General features: G+C 43.5%; 11 protein-coding genes. 9 read left to right on the forward strand and 2 right to left on the reverse strand.

The window, feature by feature from the left end; all coding sequences use genetic code 11:
- Window positions 1–34 precede the first annotated feature (34 nt).
- From R7035_RS06515 to R7035_RS06525, 3 genes are all read left to right on the forward strand, one after another.
- On the forward strand, window positions 35–1,759 hold the full coding sequence (locus tag R7035_RS06515) for an acetolactate synthase 3 large subunit (RefSeq protein ID WP_033906043.1): 1,725 nt from the start codon (window positions 35–37) through the stop codon (window positions 1,757–1,759).
- Between the two features lies 1 nt (window position 1,760).
- On the forward strand, window positions 1,761–2,255 hold the full coding sequence (gene ilvN, locus R7035_RS06520; RefSeq protein ID WP_005379697.1) for an acetolactate synthase small subunit: 495 nt from the start codon (window positions 1,761–1,763) through the stop codon (window positions 2,253–2,255).
- A 110-nt stretch (window positions 2,256–2,365) separates the two neighbouring features.
- Window positions 2,366–4,246 (forward strand): GGDEF domain-containing protein, encoded by a 1,881-nt coding sequence (locus tag R7035_RS06525; RefSeq protein ID WP_005379698.1) that lies wholly within the window; start codon window positions 2,366–2,368, stop codon window positions 4,244–4,246.
- 54 nt (window positions 4,247–4,300) lie between these two features.
- Here R7035_RS06525 and R7035_RS06530 read toward each other — a convergent pair whose 3' ends face one another.
- Both R7035_RS06530 and pykF read right to left on the reverse strand, forming a co-directional pair.
- Window positions 4,301–4,987 (reverse strand): GntR family transcriptional regulator, encoded by a 687-nt coding sequence (locus tag R7035_RS06530; protein ID WP_081886409.1) that lies wholly within the window; start codon window positions 4,985–4,987, stop codon window positions 4,301–4,303.
- 157 nt (window positions 4,988–5,144) lie between these two features.
- Window positions 5,145–6,557 (reverse strand): pyruvate kinase PykF, encoded by a 1,413-nt coding sequence (gene pykF / locus R7035_RS06535; RefSeq protein WP_005379700.1) that lies wholly within the window; start codon window positions 6,555–6,557, stop codon window positions 5,145–5,147.
- A 433-nt stretch (window positions 6,558–6,990) separates the two neighbouring features.
- On the opposite strand from pykF, the gene R7035_RS06540 reads away from it, so the two are divergent.
- The 6 genes from R7035_RS06540 to R7035_RS06565 all read left to right on the forward strand — a co-directional run bounded on the left by R7035_RS06540 (window position 6,991) and on the right by R7035_RS06565 (window position 15,914).
- Window positions 6,991–7,752, forward strand: coding sequence for a DeoR/GlpR family DNA-binding transcription regulator (locus R7035_RS06540; protein ID WP_005379701.1), 762 nt, complete (start codon window positions 6,991–6,993; stop codon window positions 7,750–7,752).
- A 110-nt stretch (window positions 7,753–7,862) separates the two neighbouring features.
- Window positions 7,863–9,695, forward strand: a complete 1,833-nt coding sequence (gene glmS / locus R7035_RS06545; RefSeq protein WP_033906046.1) for a glutamine--fructose-6-phosphate transaminase (isomerizing) — start codon at window positions 7,863–7,865, stop codon at window positions 9,693–9,695.
- Window positions 9,696–9,834: 139 nt separating this feature from the next.
- Window positions 9,835–10,665: a TnsA endonuclease N-terminal domain-containing protein gene (locus R7035_RS06550; protein WP_318146028.1), complete on the forward strand. Its 831-nt coding sequence runs from the start codon at window positions 9,835–9,837 to the stop codon at window positions 10,663–10,665.
- Window positions 10,652–12,736 (forward strand): transposase, encoded by a 2,085-nt coding sequence (locus R7035_RS06555; RefSeq protein WP_318146029.1) that lies wholly within the window; start codon window positions 10,652–10,654, stop codon window positions 12,734–12,736. The genes R7035_RS06550 and R7035_RS06555 overlap by 14 nt, the downstream gene beginning before the upstream one ends.
- Entirely contained in the window at window positions 12,736–14,394 is a 1,659-nt protein-coding gene (locus tag R7035_RS06560) for an AAA family ATPase (RefSeq protein WP_318146030.1), read from the forward strand. The genes R7035_RS06555 and R7035_RS06560 overlap by 1 nt, the downstream gene beginning before the upstream one ends.
- A gap of 2 nt (window positions 14,395–14,396) precedes the next feature.
- The gene (locus tag R7035_RS06565) at window positions 14,397–15,914 is read left to right on the forward strand and encodes a TnsD family Tn7-like transposition protein (RefSeq protein ID WP_318146031.1); all 1,518 of its coding nucleotides are present in this window, start codon (window positions 14,397–14,399) and stop codon (window positions 15,912–15,914) included.
- Window positions 15,915–16,175 lie beyond the last annotated feature (261 nt).

Genomic DNA, 16,175 nt, shown 5'->3' on the forward strand with positions numbered 1-16,175 from the left:
CTTACGGTGAGGAAACTGGCTAAGGAGAGCAATTATGACAGCAATGTTGTCAGGCGCAGAGATGGTGGTTCAATCTCTGATAGAAGAGCACGTAGAGCAGATCTTTGGCTACCCAGGTGGCTCTGTTTTGGATATCTACGATGCACTGCATGCCAAAACCGATCAAATCAAACACGTACTTGTAAGGCATGAGCAAGCCGCCACTCATATGGCAGATGGTTACGCTCGAGCTACCGGTAAACCGGGTGTCGTACTTGTGTGCTCGGGGCCGGGCGCGACCAATACCATTACGGGTATTGCAACAGCATATATGGACTCTATCCCAATGATCGTTATCTCGGGTAACGTACCGAATAGCCTAATTGGTAATGATGCTTTCCAAGAGTGTGACATCGTCGGTGTGTCCCGCCCAGTGGTCAAACACAGCTTTTTAGTAAAAAAAGCGGAAGATATTCCTGAAACAATCAAAAAAGCGTTTTATATCGCGACTACGGGTCGACCTGGTCCAGTTGTGATTGATTTGCCAAAAGATGTGATGAACCCGCAAATCAAACTGCCTTATCAATATCCAGAAACGCTTTCAATGCGTTCTTACAAGCCGACAACTTCGGGCCATAAAGGCCAGATTAAAAAAGCGCTTAAATCGCTATTAGAAGCGAAAAAACCAGTGCTTTATATCGGTGGTGGTGCGGTGATTTCTGGCGCTCATGAACATATTTTAGAGCTTTCCGACAAACTGAACCTACCCGTTGTGAGTACTTTGATGGGCTTGGGGGCATTCCCGGGTACACATAAAAACTCACTGGGCATGTTGGGTATGCACGGCACTTACGAAGCTAATATGGCAATGCATGAAGCGGATCTTATTTTTGGTATCGGTGTGCGTTTTGATGACCGTACAACCAACAACCTTGAAAAGTACTGCCCAAACGCAAAAGTGATGCATATTGATATCGATCCGTCATCGATCTCGAAAAACGTGAAAGTGGATTTGCCGATCGTAGGCTCTGCGGAAAAAGTGCTGACAACCATGCTCGGGCTGCTTGCAGAGCAAGGTAGTGGAAATGATCAAGATGCTATCACTGCATGGTGGGATGACATTCAAGTATGGCGTGACCGCAACTGCTTGTCTTATGAAACGTCTCCAGAACGAATCAAGCCACAGCAAGTAATTGAAACGCTGCACAAGCTAACTAATGGCGACGCATATGTGGCGTCTGATGTGGGCCAGCATCAGATGTTTGCGGCGCTGTACTACCCATTCAATAAGCCGCGCCGTTGGATAAACTCTGGTGGTCTTGGCACCATGGGATTTGGTCTTCCGGCTGGTATGGGCGTGAAGTTTGCCATGCCACAAGAAGAGGTCGTGGTTGTGACTGGTGACGGCAGTATTCAGATGAACATTCAAGAATTGTCTACAGCCATGCAATACGACATTCCAGTGAAGATCATCAACCTGAACAACCGATTCTTAGGCATGGTAAAACAGTGGCAAGACATTATTTATCAAGGTCGTCACTCTAATTCTTACATGAGTTCTGTTCCTGACTTTGCAGCGATTGCAAAAGCTTATGGTCACGTCGGTATTCGTATCGAAACGCCTGATCAGCTCGAAGAAGGGCTACAAAAAGCGTTGGATATGAAAGATCGTCTGGTGTTTGTGGACATCAACGTAGACGAAACCGAACACGTATACCCGATGCAAATCAAAGGTGAGGGTATGGATAAAATGTGGCTAAGCAAAACGGAGAGAACTTAATATGAGACACATTATTTCATTGCTATTGGAAAACCAACCGGGTGCGTTGTCTCGTGTTGTTGGTTTGTTCTCTCAACGTGGTTACAACATTGAATCTTTGACGGTATCACCGACTGATGATGAAACCCTGTCGCGAATGAACATTACCACGACATCTGATGAGATGCAGTTGGAACAAATTCAGAAGCAGTTACACAAACTGATCGATGTGCTGAAAGTACAAGAAGTCACCGAGTATGAGCACATTGAGCGTGAACTGATGATGGTGAAAGTGAAAGCCAGTGGTTTTGCGCGAGCAGAAGTGAAGCGGACGGCAGACATCTTCCGTGGCCAGATCGTGGATGTCACGGCTTCCCAATACACCGTACAACTTGCGGGTACGAGTGAAAAGCTAGATGCCTTCATTCAAGCGATATCCGAAGTGACCGAAGTTGTCGAAGTTGCTCGTAGTGGTGTCGTTGGCATTGCGCGAGGAGAGCGAGCCCTCAAACCTTAACTCTCTGATTGCATATAGAAAAGCCACTTAATCTAAGTGGCTTTTTTGTTTAGAAAATAACAATTAATGATATAATTGTCGTTTTAGTAAGCATGATAGGCATTAGACGTGTGAAAGTACCTAAGCGAGTCGGCACCTTATTGGCGACAGCACTATTTTTTAGTGCACTCACTGCCGCTTACTACTATCAGAAATATCTGACGTTGTTAGAAAACAATGTTGAGAACACCGCTCAAGAAGCGTTACATCAATTGGCCTATACTGGCCGTGAATACAGCAATATTCAGGATCAAATCGAAACGATCAGTGACCTACTTGGTCACAGCCAAAGTCTGTATGAATATCTGCGCCAACCTAACCGGGTGAACCGTTCCATCTTAGAAGACATGTGGATCTCGGTCGCAATCAATCAAAAGTTGTATAAGCAAATTCGCTTTCTTGATGTTTCTGGTCGAGAAAAAGTGAGGATTAATTATGAGATTGAAACAGGCGCTGCGTTGCCCGCGATCAAATTGCAAAATAAGTCAGAGCGAGATTACTTTCAATTCGCTAAGAACTTAGACGATGGCGAAATCGCTTCGTGGGGGATAGGTTTAGAACGAGAGTATGGCGAGTTAGTCTATCCCTATAGCCCGTCACTGCGTATTTTGATGCCTATTTCGCTTAACGGAAAGCGCGAAGGGTATCTTGTGCTTAATGTTGATATTGACTATTTATCCTCTCGACTCAACTATTCGTCAGTGCTTGATTTCCATATTGAGCTGATTAAGAGTGACGGATTTTACATTGATAGCCCTAAATCAGCTCGTTTGTATGGCCATATAATTCCCGCTCGCTCTCAATTTAATTTTGGCCGGATGTACCCAAACATTTGGCGTAGTTTAAATTCAAAAGATTCGGGCTATGCTTACAATGGTTCGAATTTGGTCGCGTATCGCACCATCCAGTTTGTTTCTAGCGAACCTCTTCATCTGGTTATTGATCTTACCAATGAGCAGTTATTATCCCGAGCTCAGAGGGATATTGATGACTTAATCCAAGAAGCGTTTTTTGTTCTAAGTTTGGTGCTCGGCTTCACTTTGCCGACGGCAGCCCTTGCTCTGCATTATCGGCGTCATAGTATGGAATCGAAGTTGGCTCGAGCTGCTCTTGATGGTATGACTGCGGTGATGATCTCGGATGCTTCACATAGAATCATCATGGTTAATCAAGAGTTTGAAAACATGATGGGTTACTCAACCAAGCATGCCCAAGGTTGGAGTGCACATCATTTAATTCTCTTACCTGAAGATCTCGAAGCAAACCTGAGTATCTGGAAAACACTGAAGAGTGAACACGTATGGGAAGGGGAGATTCGTTGTCGAACTAAGTTTAATCAAGTCTTTACTGCAATAATGCGTATTCAGGCGAATTTAACCAAATCAGGTAAAGTGAGTTATTACATTACGTCGCTGGTGGATATCTCTGGGCAAAAAGAGTTAGAAGAAAAATTACGAAACCTAAGCGAAAAAGATGGCTTGACGGGGTTGTGGAACCGCCGAAAATTTGAAGAGCAATTGGCGCAATATGCGGGGATTATTGAACGCTATCCTGATAGCCCTCCTGCTTGTTTGGCGTTGTTTGATATTGACCACTTTAAACGTATTAATGACGAGCTTGGCCACGACGAAGGAGACAAGGTGATTTGTAGTGTCGCAGAAACCCTCCTAGAAGAAGTCCGCAGCACAGACTTTGTATCTCGTGTCGGTGGTGAGGAATTTGCAGTGATTATGCCGCATACAACACTAGAAGAGGCTGAAATTGTATTGAACAGGCTACGTGTCGCGGTTCAAATGCGTAGTGATAGAGGCATTACTGTCAGTGCTGGGTATAGTGATTTAACCTCTGATCGTACAAGAACGTATAAATGTGCTGATATTGCTTTGTATGAGTCAAAAAGTGCAGGGCGTAACTGCGTATCGCTATGTCATAGTTATGATGATATTGCTTAGTGCTTTTACAAAAACGAAAAAACGGGGATAGACCCCCGCTTTTTAGTCTCAGCGTTATTCGCTAGCCAGTATGCGACATTGGTTGTCGATGGCGGCTTCGATACACTGTATTGACTGTCTCAAATAACGCTCTAGATAACCTAAAGCATCCTGACTCTTTTTGTCTAGCGATGCCTTCATCAGTATTTCTTGCTCATCGAGATTACAGTGCCCAGGGTTCCCTGTGCCTAAAATCTGCATCGCGAAGTATTGGTAGCGTTTAATTTGCGTGAGTAGATCGCGGAAAAACCCAAACATATTGACAGAGCCAGCACCTTCAAACAGCGCAGTAAGAAACTGATTTTGGCGCTCTTCCCATTCCCTCCAGCAAAAGCTTTCGCCAGGTTTTACTCGGGATAACTTGTGATAAGCAGTTAGTACATCCAGTTCCCATTTTTCATCGCCAATCGTAATTGCCTTACTGAGTAAGCATGCGGAGACCATTTGCAGGCTTTCGTACAAGTCATGTAACTCATCTTTACATATAGGTGCAACCCAGCAGCCTTTTTGCGGCTCGAGTTTGACGTATTTGCTCCAAGATAATTGCACCAATGCTTCTCGAATGGGTGACGCTCCTACGTTGTACTTCTCTTTGAGTTCGGCAACCACGAGTTTTTGACCTGGTTTAAGCTCGCCATCGAGAATATCCTGACGGATCATTCTTAATACTTTGTCGGTAAGAGTGGGACTAGACACATACACCTCATAGAAACTTTAATCGTGACGATAAAATTAAACAGTACGAAATTCTGATAGAGGTAAATAATACAATTAGCCTATTATGAGAGCAAGAAAGCCATATAAAAAAGGAGGGCATAAGCCCTCCTTCTCAAGAAACTGAAGTGTTAAAAGTTCAGTCTTATAGCACGTGTACAGAAGCTGTGTTCGTAGTACCTGAAGCAACTAGAGCGCCAGAAACCATAACAACGATATCGCCTTTGTTACCTAGACCTGATTCTAGAGCAAGTTCTTTACCCGCTACGTAGAATGCGTCAGTGCTTTCGATTGAATCAACAACTACAGGAGTAACACCTTTAGTTAGAACTAGCTGTGCAGCAGTTTTCTTGTTAGTTGTTAGCGCTAGAATGTTTGCAGTTGGGAAGTACTTACGTACTGAACGTGCAGACTTACCGCCTTCAGTTGCAACAACGATAAGTGGAGCAGCTAGTTTCTCAGCTGTGTCTACTGCACCTTTACATACTGCTTCAGTGATGCGTAGGCGTGGGCTGTCTAGACGAGAACCTAGTTCAGCTTTTAGCGCTGAGTCAGTACGGTTCGCGATTTGAGCCATGATAGTTACCGCTTCAACAGGGTATTTACCTTTCGCCGTTTCACCAGAAAGCATTACTGCGTCAGTACCGTCCATTACCGCGTTAGCAACGTCGCCTGCTTCCGCACGAGTAGGACGTGGGTTGTTGATCATAGAATCAAGCATTTGAGTTGCTGTGATAACCATCTTACGTGCACGGTTACACTTCTCGATCATCATTTTCTGAGCGAAGATTACTTCTTCAGCTGGGATTTCAACACCTAGGTCACCACGTGCAACCATGATGCCGTCAGAAAGATCTAGGATCTCGTCGAAGTTATCAACACCTTCTTGGTTTTCGATCTTAGAGATGATGTGGATGTTCTCGCCGCCGTTTGCAGCAAGTACTTCACGGATTTCTTGAACGTCAGACGCTTTACGGATGAAAGAAGCTGCTACGAAGTCAACGCCTTGCTCACAACCAAACTTAAGGTCGTTCTTATCTTTTTCAGATAGTGCAGGTAGGTTTACAGAAACGCCAGGAAGGTTAACACCTTTGTTTTCGCCTAGTGCACCGTTGTTAAGAACTTTACATTTAACTTCAGTTTCAGTCTTAGAGATAACTTCCATCTCGATTAGACCGTCGTCTACTAGGATAGTGTTACCTACGTTTAGGTCGGCTGCGAAACCAGCGTAAGTTACTGCAACTTTATCTTTGTTACCTACAACTGAAGTGTCAGTTGTGAAAGTGAATTCTTGACCTGCTACTAGATCAACATCGTTACCGCCTTCTAGCTTGATAGTGCGGATTTCTGGACCTTTAGTATCTAGAAGAATTGCTAGTGGTTTGCCAGTAGCTTCCATTACTTTACGGAAGTTCGCGATACGAGTGCCGTGTTCTTCGTAGTCACCGTGAGAGAAGTTAAGGCGCATTACGTTCATGCCTGCGTTAACTAGTTCAGTTAGCTTCTCTACAGATTCTGTTTTAGGGCCAATCGTACATACGATTTTGGTCTTTTTCATGGAAGATACTCTCCGGTAAGTATAGTTACAATTTGAAAGTCGGTTATTTACTCTGAAGTCAGGACGTTTTTGATGACATTTAGTACCTGTCATCCACCGATTTTTCGTCTCATTATTAGAACTTCAGATTCTGAAAGTCTTTCACCAAGTTTAGTCATTTTATGACTAAAAGATCGGCGATTTTGGTTACCTTTTTGTGACTAATCCCACTTTATATGCAGAAAGTTGCAAAAAAATAGCCTTCAATTCTGTAATTTTTTTTCTTTTCGGTGGCGAATTCTACCACTGAATGAATCCAATATCACTGTTTAAGAATTGTCTTAGGACAAGGTTTTATCGAGAAATATTAATTTTTTGGATCGAAATAAATGGACTTGAAAGTTTCGGTTTGACTATAATAAGTTTCACATCGAAACTTAAAGTCAAAACTTAAATGTCGAAACGAAATACTCAATTAAGAAGACACGCCATTTCTAACTTGGTTTCTGAACTAGGAGAAGTCAGCGTTGATGAACTTGCTCAGAAATTCGAAACCTCAGAGGTCACGATTAGAAAGGATTTAGCTTCTTTAGAGAAAAACGGCCAACTTCTACGCCGCTATGGCGGTGCGATTGCTATCCCAAAGGAAGTCATTCACGAAGAATTGGGCGCTAATGTTTCGACTCGAAAGTTAAGCTTAGCAAAAGCAGCTGCATCATTGATTCGCGATCATAATCGCATCGTGATCGACAGTGGCAGCACGACTGCCGCGCTGATTCAACAGTTGAATGACAAACGTGGCTTAGTGGTCATGACCAACTCGTTGCATGTTGCTAACGCTCTTAATGAATTAGAGAGCGAACCGACACTGCTGATGACTGGCGGTACTTGGGATACGCACTCAGAGTCCTTTCAAGGCAAAGTGGCCGAATCTGTATTACGAGCTTACGACTTTGACCAACTATTCATCGGTGCGGATGGCATCGATCTCGAGCGTGGAACCACGACATTTAATGAGTTGGTTGGCTTAAGTAAGGTAATGGCAGAAGCGTCACGTGAAGTGATCGTAATGATCGAGTCCGAAAAAATCGGCCGTAAGATCCCAAACTTAGAGCTCGCTTGGCATCAAGTTGATGTGTTGGTGACCGATGCAGATATCCAAGCAGAACATAAAGTACAGATTGAACAACATGGCGTGAAAGTCATTTGCGCCTAATAATGTAATCAGTTTCATATTTCACTTCCCTCTGGATAAAGGCCTTTGCTTGCTGCCTCTATTTGAAATCATGGCTAGGGAAGAACAAAACTACAAACGGAGATAAACACATGTGTGGAATCGTAGGTGCAGTAGCACAACGAGATGTTGCAGAAATTTTGGTTGAAGGTCTACGCCGCTTAGAGTACCGCGGTTACGACTCTGCTGGCGTTGCGGTTGTTGATGGCGAATCAAACCTAACGCGCGTTCGTCGCTTGGGTAAAGTACAAGAATTGGCTGATGCAGTAGAAGAAGCAAAAGTGATCGGCGGAACTGGTATTGCGCACACTCGTTGGGCGACGCACGGTGAACCTTCTGAAATCAATGCTCACCCACACATGTCTGGTGATATCGCAGTGGTACATAACGGCATCATCGAAAACCATGAAGAGCTGCGTGAGCTGCTTCAATCTCGTGGCTACGTGTTTGAATCGCAAACGGATACAGAAGTTATCGCACATATGGTTGAGTGGGAACTTCGTACTTCAGAAACGCTATTAGAAGCGGTACAAAAAACAGCAAAACAACTTGAAGGCGCATACGGCACGGTAGCGTTGGATCGCAAAGATCCTTCACGCATCGTAGTAGCGCGTTCAGGCAGCCCGATCGTGATCGGTTTTGGTGTAGGTGAAAACTTCCTAGCGTCTGACCAACTTGCATTACTTAACGTTACGCGCCGTTTCATGTACCTAGAAGAAGGTGACGTAGCAGAAATTACTCGCCGTGAAGTCACTGTGTTTGATGCAACGGGTGAGCCAGTTGAGCGTGAAATTGTTGAATCTAACGCAGAGCATGATGCAGGTGATAAAGGCCAATACCGTCACTTCATGCAAAAAGAAATCTATGAGCAACCTAAAGCGTTGATCAACACAATGGAAGGTCGTATCACGGCAGACTCTGTTGTGACAGACGCGATCGGTGTGCACGCGGCAGACATTCTAAGCAAAGTAGAACACGTACAAATCGTGGCGTGTGGTACGTCTTACAACGCAGGTATGACGGCACGTTACTGGTTTGAAGACATTGCAGGCGTTAGCTGTGATGTAGAAATTGCGTCTGAATTCCGTTACCGCAAGTTTGTTACTCGTCCAAACAGCCTATTGATTACGTTGTCTCAGTCTGGTGAAACCGCTGATACGCTAGCAGCACTTCGCCTAGCAAAAGAGAAAGGTTATATGGCGGCGATGACCATTTGTAACGTAGCAGGCTCTTCTCTGGTTCGTGAATCAGATTTTGCGTTCATGACTCGCGCTGGTGTTGAAATCGGTGTGGCTTCAACCAAAGCGTTCACGACTCAACTTTCTGCACTACTTATGTTGGTAACGGCACTAGGTAAAGAGCAAGGCCGCATCAGCAAAGAGAAAGAAAAAGAGATTGTTGAAGCGCTGCATGCACTTCCTAAGCAAATCAACGCGGCACTTTCTTTCGAGAAAGAAATTGAAGCACTAGCAACGGATTTTGCAGACAAGCACCACACATTGTTCCTAGGCCGTGGCGAGTTCTACCCAATCGCGATGGAAGCGTCTCTAAAACTGAAAGAGATCTCTTACATCCACGCAGAAGCGTACGCGGCGGGTGAACTAAAACACGGTCCTCTTGCGCTGATTGATGCTGACATGCCTGTTGTTGTGGTTGCACCAAGCAACGACCTACTTGAAAAGCTAAAATCAAACGTTGAGGAAGTACGTGCGCGTGGCGGTCTTCTGTATGTATTCGCAGATGCAGACGCAGGCTTCGAAGGCGATGAAACAATGAAGATCATCACGATGCCTCACGTTAGTGAAATCACGGCGGCGATCTACTACACCATCCCAATGCAATTGCTGTCTTACTACGTAGCACTGATCAAAGGTACGGACGTAGACCAACCACGTAACCTGGCGAAAGCGGTAACGGTTGAGTAATTACGCTTAACAGCAAAAATCCAAGTGTCGGTAGACATTAAAGTTTGGAACTGTGACATTAAAGTTTGAAACTGTACCACTAAAGTTGAAAACTTTTTAAACCCGGTTAAACTGATTAAAAGTTGACCGGGTTTTTGTTATGGCAAAATCAAAGTACGTTTTAACTGAAAAGCAGATCATCAAGCGGATAAGTGAAGGCCGAGGTGCAGGAAGGCTTTCTGGCTATAAGCCGTGGCTGTATGTCAATGAGGTTCCTTCAGAAGGTCGATCTCAGAGAGTTTACTCTCACCTAACGGGGCGGATTCATCATGTACTATCGGATCTTGAGTTCGCAGTCTTTCTCCTTCTAGACCATAACCCTGCCGTAACAGACATTCGTGAGCAGTTTCCACTCAACAGAGATGACACTCTCAATATTTCCAAGGACGGTCAACTTTGGCACCCTTCGCAAGGAGGGGTAAATCTTGTCATGTCCTCTGACTTTTTGGTTAGCACCGCTTCTAAAACTCAGCCCAAGTTCGCTATTCAAGCAAAACATTCCAAAGACTTAAAAGATCCGAGAACTATTGAGAAGCTAGAAATAGAACGCCGTTATTGGCAGCTAAAAAGAATCCCCTGGTTCCTCGTAACAGATAAAGAGATAGACAAAACAGTCGTATCGAATATTGAGTGGTTATACGGGGTTAAGGGGTACTTTGATGAAGTAATAACGGATGAGCTATCGCTTACTTTTGGGCATATCAGTGCTTATTTTGTTCAACACCCAGAAAGAAAAGTCGTTGATCTGTGTAAAGAGTATGACATGGCATACCAGCAAGATCTTGGTCAGTCGCTTTATGATATTCGTTTAATGTGTGCAGCAAGGCTTATAACGTTCGATATTCGTTTACCATTTCATCGTTTGAAAGCGAAAGAAATTGCGTTTAGAAGCGTTTCTTTGTTCGGGGGGCATCGTAATGTGGCCAGTTAACGAAACTCTAGCGTTTGACGGTAAGGCTTACCGCGTGCTTTTTACCGAGACAAATTACTTCTATTGGATTGCTATTGATGAGGATAAAGGTTTACCGGAAAGAGTCTATTTTGATGAATGCCGGAACTGGGTTGATGAAGGGCGTATAGAAAAAATTCCGGACCCTTATTCATACCTTCAAGGAGAGTCTTGGACCAAAGAGTCAAATGCATATCAGAAAAGGCAGAACGACTTTGATTTGATTAAGCCTATCGTAGATGGTGAAGGAGCATTTGACAAAAGGGTTCGAGCAAAAAGGGTTAGTCATGCGGTTGCCAATTCAAATAAAACCAAATCGACCATCTATCGTTTAGTTCGGAGATATTGGCAGCGTGGACAAATAAAAAATGCCCTAATACCAGACTACAAAAACTCAGGCGCTGCCGGAAAGAGAAGAAACTTCACAACAAATAAAGCTGGTAAGTCTAGGGTTTACGGTGTCGGTGATGGCAAACAAGTCACTGAAGAAATCAGAAAACAGTTCCGAATTATTTGTGATAAATATTTGATGAATGATAAAGGGAACTCCGTTGCTTATGCACATAGAAAGTTTTCAAAAGCATATAAGTTAAAGAACCCAGGTGTTGAAGAGCATGAAATTCCAACACTCCGCCAATTTAGATACTTCTACAAAACCGAGTATAGCAATGTCACAAAGCTTACCGTTCAAACACCTCAAGGCAATTACAATAAAGATGTTAGGCCACTACATGGAACTGCAACCGAGCAAGCTTTAGGCCCAGGGAGTCGATATGAGATTGATGCCACCATTGCAGATATTTACTTGGTCGATGATGACGATGCAGACAAGGTTATCGGTCGGCCGACGATTTATATGGTCATTGATGTTTTTAGCCGTATGGTTGCAGGGTTTTATATTGGTTTCGATAACCCATCTTTCCCCGTTGCAATGAAAGCACTGATATGCAGCTTTAGCAGCAAAATAGAAACTTGCGCAAAATATGGTATCGATATTTTAGAAGAACAGTGGCCATGCATAGGCATTCCCGATGTGTTGCTGGCTGATCGTGGCGAATTGATGAGCCATCAAGCAAATTATTTGGTTGATGCTATTGGTGTTCGCCTTGAAAGTGCTCTACCTCGAAGAGGCGATGCTAAAGGCATTGTCGAGAGATCATTTGGTACATTGCAGGCTAAGTTCAAGCCCTATATGCCAGGTGTCGTAACTGGTAACAAGGTTAAGAAGCATGGTGAAAGAGACTATAGAGTTGAAGCTGCTGTGGCGAGATCAGACTTTATTGAAATACTGCTCTATTCAATACTTGCTCACAACTTAAACAAGCCATTGGATAAGTACGATCGTGCTCCTGATATGCCAGAAAGCCTTCCATCGATCCCTATTGAGCTTTGGAGGTGGGGCCTACAGAATCGTACTGGGCGTTTACGAGCTATTGATACGGATATTGCAAAAATACTGCTGTTACCTCGTCAAAAAGTCACTGTATCTGAATTGGGCATAAAGTTATGGGGATTAACCTACACAGGAAAAGAAATTATTCAGACAGGTTGGATGCACCGTTCTTCGGAAGTGTCTAGACCTAAAAAACTATTTGCAGCCTATGAGCTTGGTTCTGCTAATCACATATATCTGTTTCCTGAAGAAGGAAAAAATACATTTTGGGTTTGTGATCTTTCTAGTCGAAGTAGAGAGTTCCGTGATCTAACTTGGTATCAAGTATGGGAGCGTCAAGCAGATCAAAAGCAGATTTTAGCTGAAGCTAAGTATCAATTTGCACCCGTAGAACGAGATTTTGATGATCTTCTTGAAAAGAAACTGAAGAAAGCTACAAAAAATCGTAAAACCAGTACATTGAGCAACGCGCAAAAGATAAATGACATCAAAGGCAATAAACGGAATGCGCGAGAGCAAGAGAGAAAGGAACTAGCAATACAGCCCGCGAGGGCAAAACAAGAAGAAGTTGCACCGGTTATACCTATACATGGAGAGGAGGAAAGTTATCAACTGCCTGACTTCATACCGGAGCTCTTTGATGATGAGGGTGATAGCTGATGAAGAGAAATCAAGATCATCGTGTAGTTGCAGTCTATCAAGGTGCAACACTCTCAGCTTATCGAGGTAACCCGCTGATAGAGGCACTACCTCCAATAAATAGTTTCTTGGACGACTCGAGTGCTCTAAAGGGCTCGTTGAGGTGTACCGCAGAAGATATCCATCGAAATGGTATTGAAAGAGCGCATAGTATCTGTCGTGTTATTGATGATTTTTTTCAACCCCTCAGTCAGCACATACAGTTGCACGAACGACTGTCACTGATGATACGGCGTGGTTATGTTGGAAGAAACCCCGAAACAGGTGATTGGGCAAGACATATACAAAATGGTTACGAACGTGTATTAACTGGTGATTTAAAGGCGATAAAGTTCACGGAAGTTAGTTCTACAGCCCAAAGTATGACATTGATTGGATGTAGCGGTAATGGCAAAACAACAGCGATCAAGCAGCTTTTGTCGTTATACCCTCAAGTTATTTACCACCCTGACAGAAACCTTGAGCAAGTCGTCTATCTAAAAATTGACTGCTCCCATGATGGATCACTTAAAGAGCTGTGCTTGAACTTTTTTCGTGCGATGGATAGAGCGTTAGGAACATCAAATTACGAAAGACAATACTCGATGAGCAAAAGGCCGAGTATTGAAACACTTTTAGCAGCAATGGCTCAGGTTGCAAATGCTCACGCAGTAGGTGTTCTTATTATTGATGAAATACAGCACCTTAGTCGTTCTCGCTCTGGTGGCTCTGAGAAAATGCTCAATTTCTTTGTGACGTTAGTAAATACCATTGGTCTTCCTGTGATTTTGGTCGGGACACCACGAGCTCGTGAGATATTTGAGGCTGATATGAGATCTGCAAGGCGAGGCTCTGGTCTTGGAGCGATTTTTTGGGATCCAATGGAAGAAGGAAGAGAATGGAAAGCGCTCACGGATAAGTTATGGACTCTTCAATGGCTACAAAAACGTGATGAGGTGCTGTCGGATGACATTCGTTCTCTATGGTATGACCTGAGCCAAGGTGTTCTAGATATTGTGGTTAAGCTATATGTCCTGTGTCAGTTGAGAGCAATAGCGACAAAAGTAGAAAGGATCACACCTAAATTAATGCAACAAGTTTATGAGGATGAATTAAAACCTGTTCATCCAATGCTAGCAGCGCTTCGCTCAGGTGATGTTGAAGAAATGATTAAGTTTTCAGATCTTAAACTAAGCAATACTGATAAAAGGTTACTTGAGTTACAAAAACAGGTAGCAACAACTGTTAAGCAGACACCAGAGGAGTTTGCATATCAACAGCTCAGAACCGATGAAGAGCGACGTGTATATATGGCCCTAAAAGACGAGTTTGACTCAACACTTTTAGCTCCTGTAATACGACAGCTGTTTGACCTGAATCCAGATTTGACATGGGTCAGCTTACTGCCACTGGTACATGAGCAACTCACTAACCCTGAACAGTTACTATCTAAAAAAGAGCCTAAGCCAAGTAAAGGCAAGAGGGCCTCCTCAATTAAACAGGCGCAATGGCATACCCTTGATAGTGAGGATTTGAGGTTTGTTCACTCTCAATCTGATTCTGATCGCGAAGTGTACACCGCAATGTCAAATTCGGGTCTGATTCTAGACATTCAGTCATTACTAGAAAAGGCGGTTTAATATTGCGTTGCTTCCCTGTCCCTTACCCAGATGAATTAACCTATAGCTTAGTAGCTAGAGCTGGAATTCGCAGTGCGATAACAAGCTCTAAACAGCTACTAGATGAAGTGTATGGTGACAGAAAAGTGATTGCGACAATTGACCTGCCTAGTCATTTATCTTCAATATCAGAGCAGCTAGTTAACACGGGACGATTTGACGTCCAACAGCTTATTTATGAACATACAATGTTCCCGATTTACGCTCCTTTTGTTGACGAAAGCATTAGGGTTAGAGCGATGGAGCGAATGGAACATTGCGCTAAGGGCTCTGTTCATCTAATGCTAGGAGCCCCAGCTTCTATTGTAAAAACATCAGATGATTTTTGTGTTTGCCCAGCTTGTGTCGCGGAGCAAAAACAAAAATTTGGGGAAAGTTATTGGTCTAGGTTGTGGTTTTTACCATCCTTACCTTATTGCCCTGAGCACGGCCTTCTGAATAAATCGACAACCTCTTACCATGATAGTCGGCACACGTACCATGCATGTGGCCGAATACAATGTCAGCCCTTTTTATGTAACCACCAGAATATAACAGCGCAGCAGTTTGCTTACTTAGCGAGCAAAGCTAAAGAGGTAATGTGTTTACCAGCCCAAGTCTCCCCGACTCAGCATCAATGGAGCCTTTTCTACAATCATCTAGCACACGACTTTGGGTGTGGAAAAGGCCCTAAACAGGTTGCTCACGATAAGATTGCGGACTTAGTTGTAAGCAAGATCGTTACCCCTGAGCTAACCATCAATTCTGATAGAGATACTAACTGGCTTCGCACGTTATTTCGCCGTCATCGTAAAGCTTTTAGCTATCTACAGCACTTAACGGTTTGGTGTGCTTTTATTCCTGAAATGTCGGCTAGTGAGATCATAAAAGAAGTAAAATCAAAAGATAAAGTGACGGTATCGATCCCGAAGGACAATGCTCAGCTTGTGCCAAATCCAAGTGAAGAAAAACGTGAGCTGTGGCGTCACTTAATAGGTAACGCCCCGGTTAAGAGAGCACGCAAACTTCCTGGTGGTGGTGCACTGTATGCTTGGCTGTACCGAAATGATAGAGATTGGCTATTAGCTTTCAATCGAGTCCATCAATCCCAACCTCATGTAAGGCAGAAAAAAGTAGATTGGAGAGCAAGAGACCGATCACTAACTAAGCAGCTTATTAGGATTGTAGAACGATTAGATACTGTTGTTGATGGTCCTCGAAGAAGCAAAAATTTCTTACTTAAGCAGCTAGATGATTACGGTTCGGTGAGCAAAAAACTGAACTTATTACCCTTGCTATCTTTTGCTTTGAATCGGTATCAAGAAAGCGTCTTTGAGTTTCAAGCTCGTCGGCTAGTCATAGCTGTAATCGCAAAATCAAAAACAGGTTCAGGAATGAGTCGCTGGCAATTGATGCGTTCAGCAAGCCTCCCCAATGAAAGAATAATGCCAGTTATCGCAGATTTACTTGGCTGGGTAACTAAAGGATCAGATTACAAATAAGGGAATGATATGGGAGCCAGGTTTTACAAGTGTGACGATGATGTACGTATAGTCCATACAGGTAAAATATTAGTACGAACAAGTGATTCATCTTACCGGCCTTCAATTGAAGTTTGGTGCTATCCCCCACAGCAGAAAAATAATTTTCATGCGACTGCATTTTCTAACGTTCCTGCTTTGTATCGAGGAAAAATAATTAATCAAAGAGGGTTATCAGAAAGTTACGCTAAACGAGGGCGTCATAAATTTAGAAGTAATGAG

Source organism: Vibrio sp. 1731 (assembly GCF_033339955.1).
GTDB lineage: Bacteria > Pseudomonadota > Gammaproteobacteria > Enterobacterales > Vibrionaceae > Vibrio > Vibrio alginolyticus.